This window comes from Paracoccus aeridis (assembly GCF_004923205.2).
In the GTDB taxonomy this organism is placed as follows: domain Bacteria; phylum Pseudomonadota; class Alphaproteobacteria; order Rhodobacterales; family Rhodobacteraceae; genus Paracoccus; species Paracoccus aeridis.
The window spans coordinates 15,382-37,052 of record NZ_SELD02000035.1 but is presented as its reverse complement, the minus strand read 5'-3'; the positions used below and the strand labels follow the sequence as shown (position 1 = coordinate 37,052).

Sequence of the window (21,671 nt, the reverse complement as noted above, 5' to 3'; positions counted from 1 at the left end):
TGCGGCAGCCCCGGACGCGCCCGGTCGAATCGGGCGCGAATCACCTTTTCTTCCGGGTTTTCCCGGCGTGCGACTGATTGTAGAACACCCCGATGCGTGATCGATTCGAACCTGATTCGGTCCCGGCGGATCACCTCTGAGGAGCCGTGATGGTCAAGGACGACGACGACAAGCCTGACACCAAGGACGACGAACACTCGCTCGACATGAGCCAGGCGGCCGTAAAGAAGATGATCGCCGATGCGCGCGAGCGTGGCTACATAACCTATGATCAGCTCAACACCGTCCTGCCGCCCGAGCAGGTCAGTTCCGAGCAGATCGAGGATGTCATGTCGATGCTGTCCGAGATGGGCATCAACGTGATCGAGGACGAGGAAGCCGAGGAAGCCGAGGCCGGCGGCGCCGTCGTGCCCACCTCGTCGTCGCGCGAGGTCGCCGTTGCCGCGCCGGAAACCGAAAAGCTCGACCGCACGGACGACCCCGTGCGGATGTACCTGCGCGAGATGGGCAGCGTCGAGCTGCTGTCGCGCGAGGGCGAGATCGCGATCGCGAAGCGCATCGAGGCCGGTCGCAACACGATGATCGCGGGGCTTTGCGAAAGTCCGCTGACCTTCAAGGCCATCACCATGTGGCGGCAGGAGCTTCTGAACGAAGACATCCTGCTGCGCGACGTGATCGACCTGGAAACCACCTTCGGCCGCTCGCTGGAAGACGACGGCGAGGTGGACGTGGACCTGGTCGACGGCGCGGCCGGGCCGGCCGCCGACACCAAGGACCGCGACGAGGAAGTGGACGCCGACGGCAATCCGATGCGCCGCAGCGACGACGAGGACGAGGACGACGAGGGCCAGAACCTCTCGCTTGCCGCGATGGAGGCGAGCCTCAAGCCCCGCGTGCTGGAAACGCTGGAAGCGATCGCGCTGCAGTACGAGCAGCTGGCCCACATGCAGGACAACCGCATGTCGGCCACGCTGAACGAGGACGGCACCTTCACCGCCAAGGAAGAGGCGGCGTACCAGACGCTCCGCTCGACCATCGTGGCGCTGGTGAACGAACTGCACCTGCACAACAACCGGATCGAGGCGCTGGTCGACCAGATCTACGGCATCAACCGCCGCATCGTGACGATCGACTCGGGCATGGTGAAGCTGGCCGACGCGGCCCGCATCAACCGGCGCGAGTTCATCGACGCCTATCGCGGGTCCGAGCTGGACCCGGCCTGGGCCGACCGCATGTCCCAGAACAAGGGCCGCGGCTGGCAGGCGCTGTTCGACCGCTCGCGCGACCAGGTCGGCGCGCTGCGGACCGAGATGGCGATGGTCGGCCAGCACGTCGGCGTCGATATCGAGGAGTTCCGCCGGATCGTGAACCAGGTCCAGCGCGGCGAGAAGGAAGCGCGCCAGGCCAAGAAGGAGATGGTCGAGGCGAACCTGCGCCTCGTGATCTCGATCGCCAAGAAATACACGAACCGCGGCCTGCAGTTCCTCGATCTCATCCAGGAAGGCAACATCGGCCTGATGAAGGCCGTGGACAAGTTCGAGTACCGGCGCGGCTACAAGTTCTCGACCTACGCGACGTGGTGGATCCGGCAGGCGATCACCCGCTCGATCGCCGACCAGGCGCGGACCATCCGCATCCCAGTCCACATGATCGAGACGATCAACAAGCTGGTCCGAACCGGCCGCCAGATGCTGCACGAGATCGGTCGCGAGCCGACGCCCGAGGAGCTGGCCGAGAAGCTGCAGATGCCGCTGGAGAAGGTCCGCAAGGTGATGAAGATCGCCAAGGAGCCGATCTCCCTCGAAACCCCGATCGGGGACGAGGAAGACAGCCAGCTTGGCGATTTCATCGAGGACAAGAACGCCGTCCTGCCGCTGGACTCCGCGATCCAGGAGAACCTGAAGGAAACCACAACCCGCGTTCTGGCCAGCCTCACCCCGCGCGAGGAGCGGGTCCTGCGGATGCGCTTCGGCATCGGCATGAACACCGACCACACGCTCGAGGAAGTGGGCCAGCAGTTCAGCGTGACCCGCGAGCGGATCCGCCAGATCGAGGCGAAGGCGCTGCGGAAGCTGAAGCACCCCAGCCGGTCGCGCAAGCTGCGGTCGTTCCTCGACCAGTAAGCGCCATTCCAGTCAGGAAAAGCGGCGCGGCGGGTCACCCTGCCGCGCCGTCTGCGTTCAGGCGAACCGCTCGACGTGGGTTGCGAAGGCATCGACGAACCCTTGCAGGAACGTCCGCGTGGCGTCGTTCTTGCAGGTCGCGTCGTCGTAATCGTCAGGCTTCCATTGCAGATAGACTTCAGGAAACCCCATCGCACACAGCTTGAGCGCGTCCATCGCCGCCTTGAGGTGCGTCTGCGCCGCGGCTGTCCCGATCGCGCCGGGCGACGCGCCGGTGCAGGCCGACGGCTTGCCCATCAACGACGACTTGCCATAGGGGCGGCTGCACCAGTCAAGTGCGTTGGTCAGCAGCCCCGGCACGTTGCGGTTGTATTCCGGCGTGACGATCAGCACCGCGTCGCACGCCTCGACCTGCGCCTTCATCCGCATCACGGCGTCCGGGCCGGTCCCCTCTTGCCACAGGTCGTCGTTGTAAAGCGGCAGGTCGCCGATCTCGACGAACCGGAAGGCCAGCCGGTCGCCGGCAAGACGCTCAAGCACCCGCGCATACTGGCGGTTGATGGAGCCCTTGCGCAGGGATCCGACGAAAACGGCGACAGTCTTGGACATCTGATTCTCCACGGGATTTGACGCAACCGAACACCCGAGGCGGGTTGAGGTTTCGGACCAAATCGGGAACATGGTGCCGATTGCCCGGAAATTGCGGGCCCGGAACTCAGGATCATCAATGCAGCAGGCCGCCGTAGTTCCCATCCTCGCCGCAGTCGTGGCGATCGTGCTTCTGATCCTCCTGCTGCGCGCCAACGCCCGCGCCGCGGGGCTGCAGCGCGCCGTCGAGGCCGCCCGGTCCGCCGAACACGCCGCCGCGCTGCGCGAGGCCGAGCTGTCGGCAAGCGCCTCGGCGGGGCAGGCCCGGCTGACGGAACTCTCGGGCGAGCGTGACGAGCTGATGGACGCGCTGCACCAGCTGCGAGAGGTGAAGGCCGCGCTCGAACGCGATCTGGCGACCGTTCGCCTGACTGCGGAAAAGGACGCGCAGGCGGCGCAGGGCGAGCTGAAGCTGCTCCGCGACCTGCGCGAGGAAATGACCGCGCAGTTCCGCCTGATGGCCGACGACAGCCTGCGTCGGCAGGGCGCGGACCTGGAAAAGGCCCACAGCGAACGTCTTACCGCGCTGCTCCATCCCGTGCGCGAGCAGGTGCAGAACTTCCAGAAGGAGCTGGCGGACCGCAACATCGCCACGGTCCAGGCGAACGCGGCCTTGCGCGAACAGATCGAGGGGCTGCACCGCCGGTCCGAGGAAATCGGCCGCGACGCCGTGGCGCTGACCCGCGCGCTCAAGGGCGAGAAGCAGCGCCAGGGCGCCTGGGGGGAAATGGTGCTGGCCCGCATCCTCGAACAGTCGGGGCTGGAGGGCGGGCTGCACTACGTGGCGCAGGCGAGCCACACCGACGGCGAGGGGCGGCGCTGGCGCCCGGACGTCATCGTGAAGATGCCGCGCGGCAGGGTGCTCGTCGTGGACAGCAAGGTGAGCCTCGTGGACTACGCCGAGGCCTGCGCCTGCGACGATCCCGACCGCCGCGCGGACCTGCTCAAGCGCCACGCGGCCGCCGTGCGCCGCCACGTCACCGACCTGTCGGCACGCGGCTATGACGCGCTGGATGAAGGATCCGTCGACTACGTGCTGATGTTCGTGCCGGTCGAGGGCGCTTTCAGCGAGGCGATGCGCGCCGACCCGGACCTCGCGTCCTTCGCGCTCGACAAGCGCGTGGGCCTCGCGACCCCTACCACGCTGATGCTGACGCTGCGGACCGTCGACCACGTCTGGACCGTCGAGCGGCGGCAGGCCAACGCCGAGGAAATCGCAAGCCGCGCCGGCGCGCTTTATGACAAGGTCGCAGGCTTCGTCGAGGCGATGGAGGAAACGGGCCGCGCGCTGGATAACGCCGCCAAGGCGCACGACAAGGCGATGGGCCGGCTGACGCGGGGCAACGGCAACGTCATCCGGCAGGTCGAGATGCTGCGCGAACTCGGCGCGCGCACCCAGAAGCGGATGGCGCTGGACCACGACAAGCAGGACCTGCTGCCGGCGGCGCATGAGGAACATGGCCCGCAGGCCGCCCGGTCGTGACGGGCCCAAGGCGGGAACTCCGCCACGGGTCGGGCATTGTGGGAGGAACCAAGGAGAAGACGATGGACCTGACACCCTTCCAGATCGACGTGCTCCGTTCGCTGCTTCGCAGCCGGACGCAAGGTGGAAGCCTTTATCTTACGCAGGCCGAACTCGCCGGCTTGATGGGAACCGAGGGCGAGAAGGCCATCGCGGCGGTGGCAGACGCGCTTCAGGATGTAAGCCAGTGGTTCCGTGCCCATGGGCTGCCCGACGTGACCTCGATCGTCGTTCCGCAGGACAATGCCGACAACAAGGTCATGCTTCCCGACGACGCTGCGGTAGAGCGGCTTGGCGGCCGCGCCGTCGCGCAGGCCGAGGCCGCGCGGGTCCGCGACTTCGACTGGATCGGCTGGCGCGACAGCTGACAGGGGCCGTGCAGGCGGCAGGATGCAGCGGCATTCCTGCCACATCTGCGCGGCTGCATGTGGTAGCCCCGCGCAGGTTCTACCCAAGCGCTGCGCGCGGGCCTATCATCATGTGCACTGGGGCTGCCGGGGGGCCAGGGCATGCGTTGTCCGTTCTGTGGAAACATCGACACGCAGGTGAAGGACTCGCGCCCGGCTGAAGACAACGTTGCGATCCGGCGGCGCAGGTTCTGCCCTGCCTGCGCCGGCCGCTTCACCACCTACGAACGGGTGCAGCTGCGCGATCTCGTCGTCCTCAAGTCCTCCGGTCGGCGCGAGGATTTCGACCGCGACAAGCTCAGCCGTTCGGTCCGCATCGCGCTTCAGAAGCGTCCGATCGAAGCGGAGCGGGTGGACCAGATGATCTCGGGCATCGTCCGCAGGCTGGAAAGCATGGGTGAGACCGACGTGAAATCCAAGGTGATCGGCGAGATCGTCATGGAAACGCTCGCCCGGATCGACACGGTGGCCTATGTGCGTTTCGCGAGCGTCTACAAGAACTTCCAGGCGGCGGACGACTTCGACAAGTTCGTAAGCGAGCTGCGCCCCGCGGCTACGGACGAGTGACTTCGCAGGCCACATCCACCGACCGGCGCCACATGGACCACGCGCTGGTGCTTGCGCGGCGCGGCCTCGGCAATGTGTGGCCCAACCCGGCCGTGGGCTGTGTCATCGTACACGACGGCCGGGTGGTCGGGCGCGGGTGGACCCAACCGGGGGGGCGCCCCCATGCCGAGGTCATGGCGCTGGCGCAGGCGGGGCCTGCCGCCGACGGCGCCACGGTTTACGTCACCCTTGAACCCTGCGCGCATCACGGGCGTACGGCGCCTTGCGCCAACGCGCTGGTCGCGGCCGGCGTCGCCCGCGTCGTCACGGCCCTGACCGACCCCGACCCCCGCGTGAGCGGGCAGGGCCACGAGATCCTGCATGCCGCAGGGGTCGAGGTTGTCGAGGGCGTTCGCGCGGGTCCGGCCGCCGAACTGCAGCGCGGGTTCCTGGCCCGCGTGACGATCGCTCGGCCGATGGTGACGTTGAAGCTCGCCACAAGCTTCGACGGTCGGATCGCGACGGCCTGCGGTGAAAGCCGGTGGATCACCGGACCCGCGGCGCGGCGGCACGTGCACGCGCTGCGTCTGCGCCACGACGCGGTGATGGTGGGGGCCGGCACGGCGCGAGCCGACCTGCCCGCGCTGAACGTGCGCGGCTTCGGGCGGGTTCGCCAGCCGATGCGGATCGTCATCGCCTCGGGTCCGATCCCGGACCTGCCACCGCAGGACGACGATCACGGCCGGCTGTGGGTCCTGCGCCCGCCGCTGCCGGAAGCACTGGCCGAGCTTGGACGACGCGGGCTGACGCGCGTGTTCTGCGAGGGGGGCGGGCAGCTTGCAGCCGGGCTGCTGCGCGAGGGGCTGGTCGACGAGATCGTGGGCTACACCGCGGGGGTGGTGCTGGGCGGTGACGGGCGCCGCGCCGTCGGATCGCTGGGCCTGGCCGCGCTGGCGGACGCGCCGCGCTTCCGGCTGGTGGAAACCCGCGATCTCGACGGCGACATCGTGCACCGATGGGCCGCGCGCAACTGACGGTCAGCGCCAGATCCAGGCGTGCCCGGCCAGCGCGCCCTGCAGCTTCGACAGCGCGCGCAGCGCCGGTCCCGGCGTTGTCGCGCCCGGCTCGGCGAGCCGGTCCAGCGCGACCTCGACCGGGCAGGGCAGGCCGCTGACCGGGTCCATGTAGCGCGGATAGGCGATGAGCGCCGCGTGGATCAGCCCGGCGATGCCCGGGCGCGCCGTGCGACGCGGCGGCACGGGGCCAAGGTCGCTGGTGAGACCCCAGCCCGCGTAGAACGGCGCCCCCAGCGTGGTGACGGGCTTGCCCCGGATCAGCGCTTCGAACCCCAGCGTCGAGGTGATCGTCCAGACCTCGTCCACCATGTCGATCAGCGCGGCGGCCGGGGCGGCATCCGCAGTCACGTCGGCGAGGCCTTTCAGATCGGCCACCTGCACGGCACCGGGGCGCAGCCCCGCCTCCACGTCGGGATGCGGCTTCCAGACGATCAGCGCGCCCGGGTTATCGGCCCGGACCCGTCGCAGCAGGGCCAGGTTCGTGCGCTCGCGCCCGGCGCCCAGCCGTATCGAGGCGTCGTTCTCGACCTGACCCGGCACGAGGATGACGCGGCGGCCAGCCGCATCGATCACCGGAACGCGGCCGGCGAGGTTGTACTTCGTCAACGCGGCCTCGCGCAGGCGGCTCGCGACCTGCCTGGCGCGGCGTTCCCCGCCCGGCGGCAGCGGTGCGGCGATGAGGCGTTCGAGGTCGCTTTCGCGGGTCGGGTCGTAGTAGATGCCGGTCCGGTCCGCGACGAGCGAGAGCGGCGGCACCAGCGACGCGCCAAGCCCGCGCGAGCGCAGGAAGCCGTCCTCGACCCGCGCCGCCTGCGGCACCGCATCGGCGGCGTTGGCCCAGGCGAGCGTGACCTTCGGGGACGGGCGGCCTGCGAAGCGCACGCCGCCGCCGTTGCCAAAGGCGTCAGCAATGAAGCGGCGTTTCCACAGCCGCATGCCATAAGCGACGTGCCCGGCGGCGTCCTGCCGCCACGCCTTTGCCTCTGCCTCGATCTGGCGCAGGGCGCCGGTGAAGTCGGTCAGGCGGTCGCGGCACGGATCGTACCAGGCAGGCGCGAGCAGGTGGCTGGCGGCGAACAGCCGTTCGACGGTGATGCCAGCGGCGACCTCGCGCCGCGGCGTCGGCGTCTCGTCGTCCGACAGCCCCCAGCCGGCGTAGAAAGGCTGCCCGAACAGGCGCGGGCGATGGCCGGCGAGCATCGCCTCGTAGCCCAGCTGCGAGCTGACGGCGTAGACGGCGGCGGCGTTGCCGACGAGCTTCCATGGCGAGACCGGGGTGTCGCAGAACGTCTCGCCCGTCCGCAGGTCCGCTTTGGTCAGGTGGCCGTGGCGCAGGCCGGCGGAGGTTTCCGGGTGGCTGCGGACGATGATCGGCCGGCCGGGATGTTCGTCTCGGGCAGCCTGCAGCATCTGCAGGAAACGCGTCCGGCCAGCGCCGCGCAACGAGGCGTCGCCTGCGGTCTGGTCGATGACGAGGACGTATCCCGGTGCGGGCACGTCGGCTTCGGGCAGGTGGGCGTTGTATTTCGACATGTCCGCCGCCCGGAGGCTCGCGATGCCGAGCGCCGCCTCGGCTTCCAGCGCCGCGGCGCGGGGCGACAGGACCAGCGTCTCGATCAGCGACGGGACGCTGGGGTCGAAGTGCAGGCCGATGGGATCGACGATCAGCCCGATGGGTCCGCGGCGGGCGAGCCGCCCCTTGGCGCGGCCCGGCAGGATCGAGCGCAGGAACGCGTCCTCGATCGTGACGATCCGCGCGCCCCGGCGGCGCGCGACTGCCTGCCCGCGCCATGCGGTGGGGCTTGCGCCCCAGACCCCAACCGCGTCGCCGGCACCAGGCAGGCCCAGCCGCGGCGTCCAGCCGGCGAGCGTCAGGATGCGCCTGATGCGGGGACCGCGCAGGAAGCCGCCGCTGAAAACGAAAAGCTGCCGGGGGTCGCCCCCGGCAGCTTGCAGGTCGTCGTGCGTCAAGGAACCTATTCGCCCAGCGTTTCCAGCGTCCGCGCGGTCGAAGCGCCGCCGGTGATGGCGCCCAGCGTCTTCTGCCACTGAACATAGGGCGCTTCGGTCACGTAGACGGTGTCCTCGTCGCGGATCATGAAGTCGCGGGCCATGAACAGGCCGTTCGGCTGGGTGAGGTCGAGCACGTAGGCCATGCGCTGGTCGCCATAAATGTCGCTGCGGCCCAAGACGGCGCGGGCGACCGATTCCGGCTCGTCGCGCAGGACGAAGACGCCGGTCGGATCGGCCAGCTGGGTCTGCAGGCCGCCGACGAGGGCGATCGCCTCGATCGCGTCGATTTCCTCGCTGCCGAGCGGAACCTTGGTCTGGCCGCCGAGCGCACCCAGTGCGGTGAAGCTGCGCTGGTCTTCCTCGACCAGGATGACGTCGCCGGGGCGAAGGGCGATGTCGTTCCTCGAGTTCTCGTACAGGTCCTTCAGCCAGATGCGGCCGGTGCTGCCGCCGCGCTTGACCGTGACCACGGCGATTTCCGGGTCGATCGACACGCCGCCGGCGCGCGCCAGCATCGCCGACAGCGTCCGGGTCGGGCGCTCGATCGGGAACACGCCCTGGCCGTTCACGCGGCCCATGACCGACACGGTCGCGCCGTCGCCGGCCACGCGAGTCACGGTGACCTGCGGGTCGGGGGTCTGGCTGCCCAGCCGGTCGGTGATGATCTGGCGCAGCGAATCGGGGCTGTTGCCGGCGGCGCGGATGCGGCCGGCATAGGGCACGAAGATGTAGCCGGCGCTGTCGACCTGCAGTTCCTGCAGCGGCGTGTTCGACTGCCCGAGCGAGGCCAGAAGCCCGTCATCCACGTTTTCCCAGATTGTCAGGCCAAGCACGTCGCCCGGCCGGATCTCGTCGGCTCCGACCGCGCCCGCGGACAGGAAGGAGTTGCTGAAGCCGTAGCTCGGCGAATAGGCGGTCGCGCGCGTCACGTGGTCGTTCACCATCACGACATGCGCGTTGCGGACGCCGGCTTCGCCGCCCCGCAGGATCTCGTTCTTGCTGGGCCCCGACCGGGGCAGGCCGCAGGCGGCCAGCAGGGTCAGGCCGAGAAGGGCTGCGGCGCGGGCGACCCGGCCGGTTTTCACGTGCAATCCAATCGCGCGCGATGCGTGGGATACGGTGGTCAAGTCCAGTCTCCTGTCCCTTGGGCCGATTCTACGGACCCTAAGCTGCTTGTGACGGTATCGTCTTGATCCCGCCGGTTCCATCATTTCCGGCACGGCTCAAGAATCGCTCTGGAGCTGTTGCCGGTGTGTCCCGTGCCCGCGCGGCAGCGCCTGGTAGGGGTCGTGCGGCGCCAGCATCATGTCGACGACCAGCCGCAGCGCGTGGGCGCGCGACCGGGCGGCGTAGAAGCCGCCCGGCACCTGGCTCGTTTCCAGAAGGTAGGCGCGGTAGTCGCGGTAGGTCCGGGCGTCGGGGCGCTCGGGATGGCGCAGGAAGTCGTCGAGCGTCTGCCGCGACACGATCCCCGGCTTGTCGAACACCGCGCGCCCCATGGCCAGCACCGGCAGCCCGCGCCACAGCGCCTGCTGCGCGGCGGTGGAATTGACGGTGATCGCGCTGCGCGCCTGCGACAGCAGCGCGGCAAGCTTGCCGCCGTCGACGACGTGGACGCGCGCCGCGATCCCGAGTTCGCGGGCACGGCGCAAGATCGCCTCGCGCACGCGGCCGCGGCCGTCTTCCAGCGGATGCGCCTTGAAGACGAGATGGTGGTGGCGGGGCGCCGCGCGGGCGAACGCCTGCAGCACCTCGTCCGTGAAGTCGCTCATCCTTGCATAGGGCGAATGGGCCACGAAACTTGCATCATGTTCCAGTTGCAGCAGCACCAGCACATAGGGGAACCCGCCGCGCCGGATCGAACGCGCGCGAGCCCAGCGGCTGACGCGGAACACCGGGGTCAGCACCAGCCGGCGCAGGTGCAGCCGGAATTCCTGCACGACGCTGATCGAGCGGTGGCTGCGGAAACCCGGGTAGCGGCGGTTCGCGGCCATGAGCATGAAGTGGTACAGCGCGCCGTAAAACTTGTGCTGCCGCATGTCGCCCCAATGCGCGGGCGGGCGGTAGATGTCCGATTCGTGCCCGCCGAGCGCGGCCCGCATCTCGTCGACCGAAATGCCCATGATGGCAGAGTGCCCGTTCGATCCGCCGCGTTCGTAGCTGATCCAGAACGGGCGCAGATAGCCTTCCTCGAAGACGTGAAGGGTGAGGTCGCGGGCGATCGCCGCTTTTCGTGCGGCGGCGTGCACCGGGCGGACGTCGCCGTAGAGGACGATGTCCGTCACCCCCAGCCGGTCGATCAGCCGGTCGAGATGGTCGGGCCATTCCGCGACCGGCGCGGCGTGGCGGATGAAATGGTCGGGGTCGGACCAGAAGAACTCGTCGCCAGCGTTGAACCCGACGCGCCAGACCTGCGCGCCCGCCGCGCGCAGGACAGCGCCCAGCCTGTCGAAGAACGGCCCGTGAGGGCCCTGGAGCAGCAGGAACACCCGCCCTTCGGGCGGTCGCTCGACAGGATCGGCAGCGGTGATGCGACCTGAGATCAAGGGCTGGCGCTACTCGTGACAAAAGACGTTGCGCGCTCTTTGCACGGATCGGCCCGCCCTGCCAAGTTGCCCCTATCGACAGGGTTAACGAGTTGCGGTGTCGCGACGTCCGCCCGCCGCGCGGCCTTGCGCGCGCGCGGGGTCGGAGGGCATAGTGGCCGCTGTCTCGCGCCCGCGCGCCCCTTAGCCTGTCCGCAGGCGCGCCGCCCGTCTGCAAGAAGGAACCGCCCTCATGTTCACCGGGATCATCACTGACGTGGGCCGCGTGGCCGCGGTCGAGATGCGGGGCGACATGCGCGCGCGGATCGCCTGCGCCTACGACATGGCGAACGTCGACATCGGCGCGTCGATCGCCTGCGACGGGGTATGCCTGACCGTGGTGGAAAAGGGCGCCTCGGGACAGGGCGCCTCGGGCGGGTGGTTCGACGTGGACATTTCGGCCGAGACGCTGAGCAAGACGAACATCGGCGCGAACGGCTGGGACGTGGGGCGGGCGATCAACCTGGAACGCGCGCTGCGCGTCGGCGACGAACTGGGCGGGCACATCGTCTCGGGGCATGTCGACGGCGTGGCCGTGATCGAGGACGCGCATGACGAAGGCGACAGCCTGCGCCTGACGCTGCGCGCGCCCGCGGGGCTGGCCCGCTTCATCGCCCCCAAGGGGTCGGTCGCGCTGAACGGCACGTCGCTGACGGTGAACGAGGTCGAGGGGGACCGCTTCGGCGTCAACCTGATCCCCCATACCCGCCACGTCACCACCTGGGGCGGGGCCGGCGTGGGCGACAAGGTCAACCTCGAGATCGACACGCTTGCCCGCTACGTCGCCCGGCTGGCGGAAGCCGGATGACCCCCGGCGCGGGCCGCACCGCGAACCCCGATGCGATCCCCGGCATCGGGCACAACCGGGGACCGGGCGCGCGCAGCAGCTACCGCGCCCATTGCTGGTCGGTGGCCCGGGCCGAACTGCTGGGCGCGCGGCTTCCGATCGAGGTGGTGCGAAGCCAGGTGGCGCGCGCGCGCGAACTCGGGCTCGACTACAGGACCTACGCGGGCGTCCGTGCCACCACCGGGCGCGATCTCGTGGCGTTCCTGTATTCCTCGAACGCGCTCGGCGTCTTCCGCCGCGGCCAGCCGGTCCCGGGGCCCGAGGCCGCGCGTGTCGCCGCGTCAGCGGCCGCGGCCCACGTCGGTTGTTCGCCCGGCCTTGCGCCGGATGCGCTGGCGCGTCAGATCGGCGCGGCGTCGGCCCGCCTGCTGGCGCCGTTCGGCAGCGACTGGGCCGCGATTCGGGACGAGATGAAGGGTTGGCTGCGCGCGCAGGGGCTGCCCGGCGATGCGGTGCTGATGATCGGCGAGACGGCGCACGAGCGCGAGATGATGGCCTCGGGCGGGCTGGCGGGCTTCGTCGCCGGGCAGGCGTTCTTCGGCCGCGGCACCCGGGCCGGGGCGTGACGGCAGGGGCTGCGCCGGATGGAGAGAGTGATGCGAGAGATGCCGATGCAGTACGAACAACCCGGCCCGGTCGAGCGCGACTGGTCCGACGCGATTTCCTCGATCCAGGACATCATCGAGGATGCGCGCAACGGCCGCATGTTCGTGCTGGTGGACCACGAGGACCGCGAGAACGAGGGCGATCTCGTCATCCCCGCGCAGATGGCGACGCCCGACGCGATCAACTTCATGGCGACGCACGGCCGCGGGCTGATCTGCCTCGCGCTGCCCGGCCCCCGCATCGACGCGCTCGGCCTGCCGCTGATGAGCCCCAAGAACTCCAGCCGCCACGAGACCGCGTTCACGCTGTCGATCGAGGCGCGCGAGGGCGTGACCACCGGGATTTCGGCCCATGACCGCGCCCGCACCGTCTCGGTCGCGATCGACCCGACGCGCGGGGCGGCCGACATCGCGACGCCGGGCCATGTCTTTCCGCTGCGCGCGCGCGAAGGCGGCGTGCTGGTCCGCGCGGGCCACACCGAAGCGGCGGTCGACATCGCGCGCCTCGCCGGCCTCAACCCCTCGGGCGTCATCTGCGAGATCATGAACGAGGACGGTTCGATGGCGCGGCTGCCCGACCTTGTCGCCTTCGCGCAGCGCCACGGGCTGAAGATCGGGACGATCAGCGACCTGATCTCCTACCGCCGCCGCCACGACAACCTGATCGCGGAACGCGAGCAGCGGTCGGTCGTGTCGGCGCATGGCGGCGAATGGATGATGCGCATCTTCGCCGACGAGACGCAGGGCGCCGAGCACATCGTCCTGACCAAGGGCGACGTCACCACGCCCGAGCCGGTGCTGGTCCGCATGCACGCCCTCGACCCGCTGCACGACGCGCTGGGGATCGAACGCGAGCGGGCGGGCGACCTCGGCGCCGCGATGCGCCTGATCGCGCGAGAGGGCAGGGGCGTCGTGGTGCTGCTGCGCGACCTCTCGCCGCTGCTGCCGCGCGACGGCGACGTGTCGCCGCACGTCCTCAAGCAGTACGGCCTCGGCGCGCAGATCCTGTCGGCGCTGGGATTGTCCGACCTGATCCTGCTGACCAACTCGGCCCCGCTGAAGGTCGTCGGGCTTGACGCCTACGGCCTTTCCATCCATTCCACGCGTCCTATTCCGCACGACTGACCCGAAGGGGGCCCAAGATGGCCGCGCTCACCGAACACTCGACCCTGCCGCTGCCCGCCTTCGACAGCGCCGTGAAACTGCTGATCGTCGTCGCGCCCTATTACCGCGCAATCGCCGACGACCTGATCGCGGGCGCGCGGGCGGCGGCGGAGCGGGCCGGCGCGACCGTGGACCTGATCGAGGTGCCCGGGGCGCTGGAGATCCCGACCGCCGTCGCCATGGCCGGGCGGCTCGCCGGCTACGACGGCTTCGTTGCGCTCGGCTGCGTGATCCGGGGCGAGACGACGCATTACGAGACGGTGTGCAACGACAGCTCCCGCGGGTTGACGCTGCTGGGCCTGCAGGGCCTCTGCATCGGCAACGGCATCCTGACCGTGGAAAACATCGACCAGGCGGTCGTGCGCGCGGCCCCCGACCAGCAGGACAAGGGCGGCGGGGCGGCCGCCGCCGCGCTGCACCTGATCGCGCTGCAGCGCCGCTGGTCCGGCACCCGCCGGCCTGTCGGTTTCGCGCCAGAGGACCGCGACCCGGTGCGCCTGGCAGGCGCGCTCGACGGATCCTCGCTCGCATGAACACGCGGCCGGACAAGCGCGCCCGCAGCGGCGCGGCGCGCATCTATGCCGTTCAGGCGCTGTTCCAGATGGAGGCCGCGGACCAGTCGTCCGATCGCGTGCTCAAGGAATTCCTGAACTGGCGCATCGCCGCCGACTACGCCGAGGGCACCACCCCCGAGGCGGACGAAGACCTTCTGGCCGCGATCCTCGGGGATGCGGTCAACTGGCAGGCGCGGATCGACCAGATGACCGATCGCGCGCTGGTGGCGAAATGGCCGATCGGCCGCATCGACCCCGTCCTGCGGGCAGTCTTCCGCGCCGCGGGCGCCGAGCTGGTGGCGAAGCGCACGCCGCCGAAAGTCGTCATCTCCGAATACGTGGGCGTCGCGGACGCGTTCTTCCCCGACGGGAAAGAGGCGCGGTTCGTGAACGCGGTGCTGGACCACATGGCCCGCGAAGCCCGGCCCGAAGCGTTCTGAAGCGCCCGCGCGCCGGGTTCTTCCCGCACCTTGCGGCCCGCTCTGCCTCGTCATTGTTCAACACGCTCTCGCCGCCGCGCATCGTGCGGCGCAGGGACGTGGCCGCTCGGCGCGTACCACGACGTTTCCCTTACGAGCGGCCCCGCCGATCACATCCCTCAAGCTGAGGCGCAAGGGCATCATTCCCGCGCTGGACGTGTGACTTTTGCCACAGTCGATCGGCCAGGAACCTGCATGACAACTTCACGAAAGACGTCTGCGGCGGGCTGCGGCGACCGTCCGTGTTACATGGCTGACAGATATTGCGAACGCGTAAACGATTAAGATTCCGTGATTTCCGCAGGCCAGCACATGATTCTGCTCACGCACGAACGCGGGGCGCATTGATAGTCGATCCGGTTCCAGCAGACTGCATCACGTCCGCGTGAGGTCGGTTTTTTCCGCCGCTTTGGTTCAGATCGGCGGGCTTCTGCATTAGATGAGTGTCACACAAGATCGATGCATGACTGCGTCGGCTGTTGAAGAAGAGGTATGACATGAAAACCCTTTCGATCCTGCTGGGCGCCACCGCTCTGGCGGCCGCAGTTTCCTCCCCCGTGTTCGCGCAGACGGAATTCGCCCCCGGCGCGAACGTCACCGGCATCGGCAACCTCGACGATCGTCTCGACGACATCGAGGACGCGGTTCAGGACGACTTCGACCGTTCGGTGGACCGCAGCCGCTTCGGCCGCCCCGACACCCGCGAGGGCCTTTTCGGCTCGGTCGCGCTGACCTACACCGGCCGTGACGGCAACGACGAGAACCAGGACTTCAGCCTGGCCGGCCGCCTGTCGCACAACCAGGGCCCGTTCCAGCAGTCCGTCGGCATCCTGCTTGAATATGCGGAAGACGACGACGGCGACGCGGAAACCGAAGACACCTCGGTCATCTATGACGGCAACTACTACTTCAACGAGCAGCTGTATGCCTTCATCCTGGGCCGCGTCAGCACCGACGGTCTGGCCGAAGACTACGACGATCCCGACCTGACCCCCGAGGAAGTGCTGGAATACGAAGGCCGTTCGAAACGCGACGCCTTCATCGGCATCGGCCCGGGTTACCGGATCATCAACAACGACCAGACCGCATGGCGCGTTCAGGCCGGCGTCGGGATCCGCTACACCCAGACCGTCGACTTCGCCGAGCCCGACGGGTTGGATTCGAACACCGACACCGGCTACATCGCGTCGTCGCGCTTCTACCACAAGTTCAACGACCAGTTCTTCCTCACCAACGACACCGACTACCTGACGTCGGATGCGAACGATTTGGCGACGAACGAGCTGGGCCTGAACTTCCGCATGTCGGACAACTTCGCGACCCGCGTCTCGTACCGGACCGAGTACCAGTCGGACCGCGAGATCCGCACCGACAACACGCTGGGCGTTTCGCTGGTCGTGGGCTTCTGATCCATCCGATCAGGAACTCTCTCTCTCGAGGGGCGGTCGCAAGGCCGCCCCTTTTTCGTGGCGGGGCTCCCGCATGGCAAAAAGGTCGCCCCTTGGGGGGGCGGCCTGTTCGAGTGGCGGGAACCGCAGCAACCGTGTCGGCGCATGGTTCCCCGAAAGCCTGGATGTCCAGGTGGGTGCCGGGTGACAGAACCAGGGTCCTGCCAGAGCCAGCCCCCTCGGAAGAGTTATGGCCAGTGGAAAAAATGGCCGCGCACGAGAAGAGCAGAAACCCGCCGGATCCAACATCTAGGAACCGCGCGGCTTCGTTGCAAGGGCGAATGCTTGCGCCGTGTTTCCCTTTCGTTCATGTTCGAGCCATGAACGATCCCGCCGCCAGTCTTCACCCTGTTCCGCAATCGGACGCGCCCGGCCGTCTGCCCGGCCAGCGGCTGGCCCGCGGCGTCGCGCGGCTGCTGATGGCGATGGATCACGCGCCGCTGCTGGAGTTCGTGCCCGCCCCGGGCCTGCGCGTGGACGTGATCTCGATCACTCCGCAGGGCGAGATCTGGATCGTCGAGTGCAAGAGCTGCCGGGCCGATTTCGTAGGCGACCGGAAGTGGCAGGGCTACCTTGAATTCTGCGACCGCTTCTTCTGGGCCACCGACTGCGACTTTCCCGCCGAGCTGCTGCCCGACGAAAGCGGGCTGCTGGTGGCCGACCCCTACGGTGCCGAGCTGACGCGGATGGCGCCGCTGACCAGGCTTGCGGCCGCGCGCCGGTCGCGGCTGCTGCGCGACGTGGCGCGGGTCGCGGCCTGCCGGCTGATCCGCAAAAACGACCCGGGCGCCGCGCCCGAGATGCTGTAGCTCAGCGCTTCGGCTTGCCCTTCGGCTTGCCGCCCTTGCCGCCGCTGGCGATTTCCCGTGCGGCTTCGGCGGCCGCCATCAGCTCTTCCGCGATCTCCTCGGCTTCCTCGGGATCGAAGTCGAGCGGCAGGTCCACGCCGGTGCCCTCGACATAGATCCGCACCATCCCCTGATCGGTCGGGCCGATCTGCAGGTTGGCGGCGATGTCGCTTTCGCTGTTGATGCCCATGGGCGGTCCTTTCCTCGCGTCCGCCCCGGTCTAGATTGCGCCTGCCCTTGCGGCAAGAGAGGCTTGCATCGCGCCGCATGCCCGGGTAGATGATCCGCCTGTGCCGCCTTAGCTCAGTTGGTTAGAGCGCTAGATTGTGGATCTAGAGGTCCCCCGTTCGAGCCGGGGAGGCGGTACCACCGTCCAGATGAGTTGACCTGGAAGCGCCGCGGGCGCGATCGCGTGCGGGGATCGCAGCCTCGGCCGTGTCCCAAGTGGCCATGGTAGCGCCTTGCAGTTCTGTTCCTGCCGTTCGCTCTGCGTGCCGCGAGGTCCGGCGGAATGATGCGCTCAGACAGCGCCCCATCGCCCGCCATCTCCGAGGTTACGCTGGCCGTGCCGTCTCAGCCCCCGGTGCGACCGGGGCCGATTGTGGATCTCGGCCCTGCTTCCCGCCTGCCCGCGGGCGGGGTCAACGCCAGGACGGCTGTTCGCGACGACGGAACGGCGCCGCCAGCAGCCCTGCCAGGATCCATCCGACCAGAAAGCCCAGGGCCGCGGCCATGAAGCCCGAGCCGGTCACGGGCACCGCCGGGCGAAAGTCGCCCCATGTCGCGCGCAGCGTTTCCACGTCGCGCAGGCGGTGCGGCAGCGCCATCCGTTCCAGCGGAGAGGCGGCGCGCAGAAGCGCAAGGTCCGCCGAGGCTCGGTCCAGCCGGCTGAACACCTGCCGCATGTCGCCCGCGTGGGCGTCGCGGAAGGCGCTGCCCGACAGTTCGGCCAGCGCCTCGTCGCGGGTCAGCTTCGCGCGGCGTGCGCTGCGGTCGAAGTCGGCCGCGACCTGCGCCAGCGCATCGACCTGGCCCCCCAGACGCTGCACGTACTGGTCCGAAAAGGCCGGGAACTGCGACAACGCCACGGCGAAGACGAGCCCCACGATTAGACGCAGCGTCGCCACCGACCTCAGCCCCGGTAGCTGCGGGCGAAGACCGGCGCGTAGATTTCGGCCACGCGGGCGACCGCGTCCTGCGGCGACAGCTCGACCGTGTCGCCGGTGCGGCGGGAGGTCAGTTCGACCTTGTTCGAGGCCAGCCCGCGCGGCCCGACCGTGATCCGCCACGGCAGGCCGATCAGGTCCATCGTGGCGAACTTGGCGCCCGCGCGCTCGTCGCGGTCGTCGTAGAGAACGTCCAGCCCCTGCGCGCGCAGCTCGCCCTCGATCGCCTCGCAGGCGCTGTCGGCCGATGCGTCCCCCTGCTTGAGGTTGACGAGGCCGACGTGGAACGGCGCGACCCCCTCGGGCCAGATGATCCCGCGCTCGTCATGGCTGGCTTCGATGATCGCGCCCAGAAGGCGGCTCACGCCGATCCCGTGCGAGCCCATGTGGACGGGGGTCCGCTGGCCATCGGGGCCGACCACGGTCGCGCCCATCGGTTCGGAATACTTCGTGCCGAAGTAGAAGATCTGCCCGACCTCGATCCCTCGCGCCGACTTGCGGCGTCCCTCGGGCACGTCGGCGAACACCGCCTCGTCGTGGGTCTCGTCCGTTCGGGCGTAGCGCGAGGTGAACTCCTCCAGCACCGCGCGGCAGGCGGCGGGGTCGTCGTAGTCGATCTCGCGGTCGCCGAAGGTCAGGTCCGTGATCTCGCTGTCGTAGAACACCTCGGACTCGCCCGTCTCGGCCAGGACCAGGAACTCGTGCGTGTTCTCGCCGCCGATCGGGCCGCTGTCGGCGCGCATCGGGATCGCCTGCAGGCCCATGCGTTCGTAGGTCCGCAGGTAGCTGACCAGGTGCCGGTTGTAGGCGTGCAGCGCGTCCGCTTCGGTCAGGTCGAAGTTGTAGCCGTCCTTCATCAGGAACTCGCGTCCCCGCATGACGCCGAAGCGCGGCCGCATCTCGTCGCGGAACTTCCACTGGATCTGGTACAGCGTCAGCGGCAGGTCCTTGTAGCTGTTCACGTTCGACCGGAAGATGTCGGTGATCATCTCCTCGTTCGTGGGACCGTAGAGAAGGTCGCGCTTCTGGCGGTCGGTGATCCGCAGCATCTCGTCGCCGTAGTCGTCGTAGCGCCCGCTCTCGCGCCAGAGATCGGCCGATTGCAGCGTCGGCATCAGCAGCGGGATATGGCCCGCGCGCTGCTGTTCCTCGTGCACGATCTGCTCGATCCGGCGCAGCACCTTGTAGCCGAGCGGCAGCCAGGAGTAGATGCCCGCCGCCTGCTGCTTGATCATGCCCGCGCGCAGCATCAGCCGGTGGCTGACGATCTGCGCCTCGGACGGGGTTTCTTTCAGGACGGGCAGGAAATAGCGCGACAGACGCATGCGGTGACCTCAGGATGTGCCGCACGGGGCTTAGCGGATCGCACCTTTCGGGGCAACGGCCGCCGCCGGGCGTCGGCCTGCTTGCGCCGATGGGGTCGAGCGGTGATAGAGGGCTTTCATCGGACGGGTTCCGGGCCGCCAGAGGGGCGGCGCGCGCCCGGCAGGCAGCTGGAGCATTGCCATGAGGTTGAGCGCGGGCAAGCAGGCCCTGATCTGGGGCACCATGGCGCTGCTGGTCGTGCTGGTTCTCTGGGGCCTGGGGAACGTGCTGATGCCGTTCCTGCTGGGAATGGGCATCGCCTATCTGCTCGACCCCGTCGTGGACCGGCTGGAACGCGCGGGGGTGAGCCGGGTCTGGGCGGTCACGCTGATCACCGCCATCGTGATCCTCGCCCTGATCGCCCTTGTCGTGCTGCTGGTGCCGCTGCTTTACCGCCAGGGGTTGCAGCTGATCCAGACCGCGCCCGCCATGATCGACCGCCTGCAGGAGGCCGGGCAGGCCCGTTTCCCGCAGCTTCTGCCCGAAGGCGGACTGGTCGACACCACGGTCGAGCAGATGCAGGCGACCATCCTTGCGAGCATCGCCGGGATCATGGGAACGGTCATGGGATCGCTCAACGGGGTGATCGGGTTCTTCATGGTCATCGTGATCGCCCCGGTGGTCGCGTTCTACATGCTGCTGGACTGGGACCGGATGGTGCGGCGTGCCGACCTGCTGCTGCCGCGCCCCCACGCCGACACGCTGCGGGGTCTGTTCAAGCAGATGGACGACAGCGTGTCGGGCTTCGTCCGGGGGCAGGCGGTGGTGATCCTGATCCTCGCCACCTTCTATTCGGTCGGGCTGGCGCTGGTCGGGCTGCCGTTCGGGATCGTGATCGGGGTGTCGGCCGCGGCGCTGTCGTTCATCCCCTACGTCGGAACGCTGGTCGGCGGCACGCTGTCGATCGGCGTAGCGCTGTTCACCTTCTGGGGCGAGCCCGCGCCGATCATCGCTGTCGCCGTGATCTTCATCGTGGGCCAGATCGCTGAAGGCAACTTCCTGCAACCCAAGATCGTGGGCGGGCAGGTGGGTCTGCACCCCGTCTGGCTGATGCTGTCGCTCGCGGTGTTCGGGTCCGTGTTCGGGTTCGTCGGCCTGATGGTGGCGGTGCCGCTGGGCGCGGTGATCGGCGTCCTCGTCCGGTTCATGTTCGACCGCTACAAGGTCAGCGCGATCTATACCGGGCGCGAGCCGCCGCCCCGCATCGCCACGCCCGCGCTGATCGAGCTGGTGCCGCGCGGCACCGTCGCCCGCCGCGTGGCCTGGGCGCAGCAGACCCACGACGACGCCGTCCGCGAGGCCCGCGTGGGGTCCGCCCGCGACGAGGCGCGGATCGCGGCCGAGGAGGCAGCGCAGATGGACCACGCGCCCGTCGCGACGGCCGAGGTCGAGATCCGCGATCCCGACGCGCCGGCATCCGAAGGCTCGGGCGAACTGACGCCTCGGGTGCGGACCTGGGGCGGCAGCAGCCCCGACGGCGAGGCGCCGCGCGCCTTCGTCGAGGAGCGCAAGCCCCGAACCGGCGCCGAGATGCGCGACCTGGACGCGGCCGACACGCGCGGCAGGGACTGACCGGGCCATGCCGCGCCAGCTCACGCTGGATCTTCGGACGCCGCCGGCGATGGGGCGGGCGGACTTTCTGCCCGCGCCATCGAACGCCACGGCGCTGGCGATGATCGACATGCCGGAGCGCTGGCCGCAGGGCCGGCTGATCCTCGCGGGGCCGGAAGGGTCGGGCAAGTCGCACATGGCGGCGTTCTGGGCGGCCGAGAACGGGGCGCGCCGCGTATCCGTCTCGGCCCTGTCGGCAGATGCAGCGGACGCGCTGATGCCGCAGGGCGGCGCGCTGGTGGTCGAGAACGCACATCGTGCCGGCGGAGCGGCTGGGGCGGAGCTGGCGCTGTTCCACCTGTGGAACCTCAGCGGCGCGCGCGACGGGCTGCTGCTTCTGACGGCGCGGGTGCCGCCGCGCGACTGGGGGCTGAGGCTGCCGGACCTGAAGTCGCGGATGGAGGGCACGGCGCTGGTCGCGCTGGATGCGCCGGACGAGGGGCTGCTTGCGGCCGTGCTGGTCAAGCTGTTCGCGGACCGCCAGCTGCACCCGGCCATCGGCGTGATCGAGGCGCTGGTCCGCCGGATGGACCGCGACCTGGGGCAGGCGCGGCGGCTGGTCGCCGCGATCGACGCGGCCGCCATGGCCGAGAACCGGGCCGTGACGCGGCCGCTCGCCCTCGACGCGCTTTCGGCGCTGGACGAAGCGCCGGGCTGACCCGGC

At 69.3% G+C, this 21,671-nt stretch carries 21 protein-coding genes and 1 tRNA gene; 15 read left to right on the top strand and 7 right to left on the bottom strand.

All coding sequences use genetic code 11. The features are described from left to right. The first annotated feature begins 146 nt into the window (after positions 1 to 146). Complete coding sequence (gene rpoD / locus ELI80_RS10650) at positions 147 to 2,123, top strand: RNA polymerase sigma factor RpoD (protein ID WP_136651901.1); 1,977 nt, start codon at positions 147 to 149, stop codon at positions 2,121 to 2,123. Positions 2,124 to 2,180: 57 nt separating this feature from the next. Here rpoD and ELI80_RS10645 read toward each other — a convergent pair whose 3' ends face one another. After that, positions 2,181 to 2,732 carry an NADPH-dependent FMN reductase gene (locus ELI80_RS10645; RefSeq protein ID WP_136651900.1) on the bottom strand — a complete coding sequence of 184 codons (552 nt, stop codon included), beginning with the start codon at positions 2,730 to 2,732 and terminating at the stop codon, positions 2,181 to 2,183. Positions 2,733 to 2,850: 118 nt separating this feature from the next. On the opposite strand from ELI80_RS10645, the gene ELI80_RS10640 reads away from it, so the two are divergent. From ELI80_RS10640 to ribD, 4 genes are all read left to right on the top strand, one after another. Continuing rightward, complete coding sequence (locus tag ELI80_RS10640; RefSeq protein ID WP_136651899.1) at positions 2,851 to 4,254, top strand: DNA recombination protein RmuC; 1,404 nt, start codon at positions 2,851 to 2,853, stop codon at positions 4,252 to 4,254. A gap of 62 nt (positions 4,255 to 4,316) precedes the next feature. Beyond that, positions 4,317 to 4,661, top strand: a complete 345-nt coding sequence (locus ELI80_RS10635) for a hypothetical protein (RefSeq protein WP_136651898.1) — start codon at positions 4,317 to 4,319, stop codon at positions 4,659 to 4,661. Between the two features lie 141 nt (positions 4,662 to 4,802). Next, positions 4,803 to 5,267 carry a transcriptional regulator NrdR gene (nrdR, locus tag ELI80_RS10630; protein ID WP_136651897.1) on the top strand — a complete coding sequence of 155 codons (465 nt, stop codon included), beginning with the start codon at positions 4,803 to 4,805 and terminating at the stop codon, positions 5,265 to 5,267. Then, positions 5,264 to 6,280 carry a bifunctional diaminohydroxyphosphoribosylaminopyrimidine deaminase/5-amino-6-(5-phosphoribosylamino)uracil reductase RibD gene (gene ribD, locus ELI80_RS10625; protein WP_268939872.1) on the top strand — a complete coding sequence of 339 codons (1,017 nt, stop codon included), beginning with the start codon at positions 5,264 to 5,266 and terminating at the stop codon, positions 6,278 to 6,280. Before nrdR ends, ribD begins: the two co-directional genes overlap by 4 nt. Before the next feature lie 3 nt (positions 6,281 to 6,283). Here ribD and ELI80_RS10620 read toward each other — a convergent pair whose 3' ends face one another. The 3 genes from ELI80_RS10620 to ELI80_RS10610 form a co-directional block, all read right to left on the bottom strand. After that, the gene (locus tag ELI80_RS10620; RefSeq protein WP_236641447.1) at positions 6,284 to 8,293 is read right to left on the bottom strand and encodes a capsule polysaccharide biogenesis protein; all 2,010 of its coding nucleotides are present in this window, start codon (positions 8,291 to 8,293) and stop codon (positions 6,284 to 6,286) included. Between the two features lie 5 nt (positions 8,294 to 8,298). Beyond that, entirely contained in the window at positions 8,299 to 9,426 is a 1,128-nt protein-coding gene (locus tag ELI80_RS10615) for a polysaccharide biosynthesis/export family protein (protein ID WP_438943069.1), read from the bottom strand. Between the two features lie 132 nt (positions 9,427 to 9,558). Continuing rightward, entirely contained in the window at positions 9,559 to 10,824 is a 1,266-nt protein-coding gene (locus ELI80_RS10610) for a capsule polysaccharide biogenesis protein (protein WP_328592249.1), read from the bottom strand. A 289-nt stretch (positions 10,825 to 11,113) separates the two neighbouring features. On the opposite strand from ELI80_RS10610, the gene ELI80_RS10605 reads away from it, so the two are divergent. The 7 genes from ELI80_RS10605 to ELI80_RS10575 all read left to right on the top strand — a co-directional run bounded on the left by ELI80_RS10605 (position 11,114) and on the right by ELI80_RS10575 (position 16,826). After that, complete coding sequence (locus ELI80_RS10605) at positions 11,114 to 11,728, top strand: riboflavin synthase (protein ID WP_136651896.1); 615 nt, start codon at positions 11,114 to 11,116, stop codon at positions 11,726 to 11,728. Beyond that, positions 11,725 to 12,333: a hypothetical protein gene (locus ELI80_RS10600; RefSeq protein WP_236641445.1), complete on the top strand. Its 609-nt coding sequence runs from the start codon at positions 11,725 to 11,727 to the stop codon at positions 12,331 to 12,333. Before ELI80_RS10605 ends, ELI80_RS10600 begins: the two co-directional genes overlap by 4 nt. Positions 12,334 to 12,378: 45 nt before the next feature. Next, entirely contained in the window at positions 12,379 to 13,497 is a 1,119-nt protein-coding gene (gene ribB, locus ELI80_RS10595) for a 3,4-dihydroxy-2-butanone-4-phosphate synthase (RefSeq protein ID WP_136651980.1), read from the top strand. A gap of 17 nt (positions 13,498 to 13,514) precedes the next feature. After that, positions 13,515 to 14,069 carry a 6,7-dimethyl-8-ribityllumazine synthase gene (locus ELI80_RS10590; protein WP_136651895.1) on the top strand — a complete coding sequence of 185 codons (555 nt, stop codon included), beginning with the start codon at positions 13,515 to 13,517 and terminating at the stop codon, positions 14,067 to 14,069. Further along, positions 14,066 to 14,530, top strand: a complete 465-nt coding sequence (nusB, locus tag ELI80_RS10585) for a transcription antitermination factor NusB (RefSeq protein ID WP_136651894.1) — start codon at positions 14,066 to 14,068, stop codon at positions 14,528 to 14,530. The genes ELI80_RS10590 and nusB overlap by 4 nt, the downstream gene beginning before the upstream one ends. A 536-nt stretch (positions 14,531 to 15,066) precedes the next feature. Beyond that, the gene (locus tag ELI80_RS10580; RefSeq protein ID WP_136651893.1) at positions 15,067 to 15,978 is read left to right on the top strand and encodes a DUF481 domain-containing protein; all 912 of its coding nucleotides are present in this window, start codon (positions 15,067 to 15,069) and stop codon (positions 15,976 to 15,978) included. A 359-nt stretch (positions 15,979 to 16,337) separates the two neighbouring features. Continuing rightward, positions 16,338 to 16,826 carry an MmcB family DNA repair protein gene (locus ELI80_RS10575; RefSeq protein WP_136651892.1) on the top strand — a complete coding sequence of 163 codons (489 nt, stop codon included), beginning with the start codon at positions 16,338 to 16,340 and terminating at the stop codon, positions 16,824 to 16,826. A gap of 1 nt (position 16,827) precedes the next feature. Here ELI80_RS10575 and ELI80_RS10570 read toward each other — a convergent pair whose 3' ends face one another. Further along, complete coding sequence (locus tag ELI80_RS10570; protein ID WP_136651891.1) at positions 16,828 to 17,055, bottom strand: DUF6324 family protein; 228 nt, start codon at positions 17,053 to 17,055, stop codon at positions 16,828 to 16,830. Between the two features lie 102 nt (positions 17,056 to 17,157). On the opposite strand from ELI80_RS10570, the gene ELI80_RS10565 reads away from it, so the two are divergent. Further along, positions 17,158 to 17,234, top strand: a tRNA-His gene (locus ELI80_RS10565). 272 nt (positions 17,235 to 17,506) lie between these two features. On the opposite strand, the gene ELI80_RS10560 is transcribed toward ELI80_RS10565, so the two are convergent. Together ELI80_RS10560 and proS are read right to left on the bottom strand one after the other, a co-directional pair. Continuing rightward, complete coding sequence (locus tag ELI80_RS10560) at positions 17,507 to 17,992, bottom strand: DUF2937 family protein (RefSeq protein ID WP_136651890.1); 486 nt, start codon at positions 17,990 to 17,992, stop codon at positions 17,507 to 17,509. Positions 17,993 to 17,997: 5 nt separating this feature from the next. Further along, complete coding sequence (gene proS, locus ELI80_RS10555; protein ID WP_136651889.1) at positions 17,998 to 19,356, bottom strand: proline--tRNA ligase; 1,359 nt, start codon at positions 19,354 to 19,356, stop codon at positions 17,998 to 18,000. Positions 19,357 to 19,537: 181 nt separating this feature from the next. Between proS and ELI80_RS10550 the strand changes: the two genes are divergently transcribed. Next, positions 19,538 to 20,968, top strand: a complete 1,431-nt coding sequence (locus ELI80_RS10550) for an AI-2E family transporter (RefSeq protein ID WP_136651888.1) — start codon at positions 19,538 to 19,540, stop codon at positions 20,966 to 20,968. Between the two features lie 7 nt (positions 20,969 to 20,975). Then, complete coding sequence (locus tag ELI80_RS10545; RefSeq protein ID WP_136651887.1) at positions 20,976 to 21,665, top strand: P-loop NTPase family protein; 690 nt, start codon at positions 20,976 to 20,978, stop codon at positions 21,663 to 21,665. Positions 21,666 to 21,671: the final 6 nt, after the last annotated feature.